The organism is Bacillus sp. JJ783, assembly GCF_036963225.1.
GTDB classification, from domain to species: Bacteria; Bacillota; Bacilli; order Bacillales; family Bacillaceae_G; genus Bacillus_A; species Bacillus_A cereus_U.
Map to the genome: position 1 here is coordinate 1 of NZ_JBALMG010000213.1, position 387 is coordinate 387.

Sequence of the window (387 nt, forward strand, 5' to 3'; positions counted from 1 at the left end):
AAAAAACTCTGTAAAATTATTACAGAGTTTTATCTCGACTTTTCATTTACTATTTACTTGGTGATAACGTCAAATCTCCAAATTTCTTTTTAATAGCTGGAGTCGTTGCCTTAAATTTATATTCATCACCATCTTTTTTAATTTCAAATACAATTGGCTCTTTCCCATCTTCTTCTAAACTAATTTCATCTTTGTTAATTTTATATGTAAACCCTCTTGTGAAAGCTCCTATCTTGAAAGAAACCGTATTTTTAGCGAATTCTGCTGTATATGATTCGCCATTGGTAGCAACGACATTCCACTTTTTAGATTGCAAATCATCTGATGGATCTTTACCACAAGCACTTAACCCCATAATTGCTATAACTATTAATAAAACATAAATAC

The 387-nt window shown here is 30.2% G+C and carries 1 protein-coding gene; it reads right to left on the minus strand.

Annotation, left to right across the window (positions count from 1 at the left end; all coding sequences use genetic code 11):
* Nucleotides 1-49: 49 nt before the first annotated feature.
* Nucleotides 50-385 carry a hypothetical protein gene (locus V7038_RS28325; protein ID WP_233206307.1) on the minus strand — a complete coding sequence of 112 codons (336 nt, stop codon included), beginning with the start codon at nt 383-385 and terminating at the stop codon, nt 50-52.
* Nucleotides 386-387 lie beyond the last annotated feature (2 nt).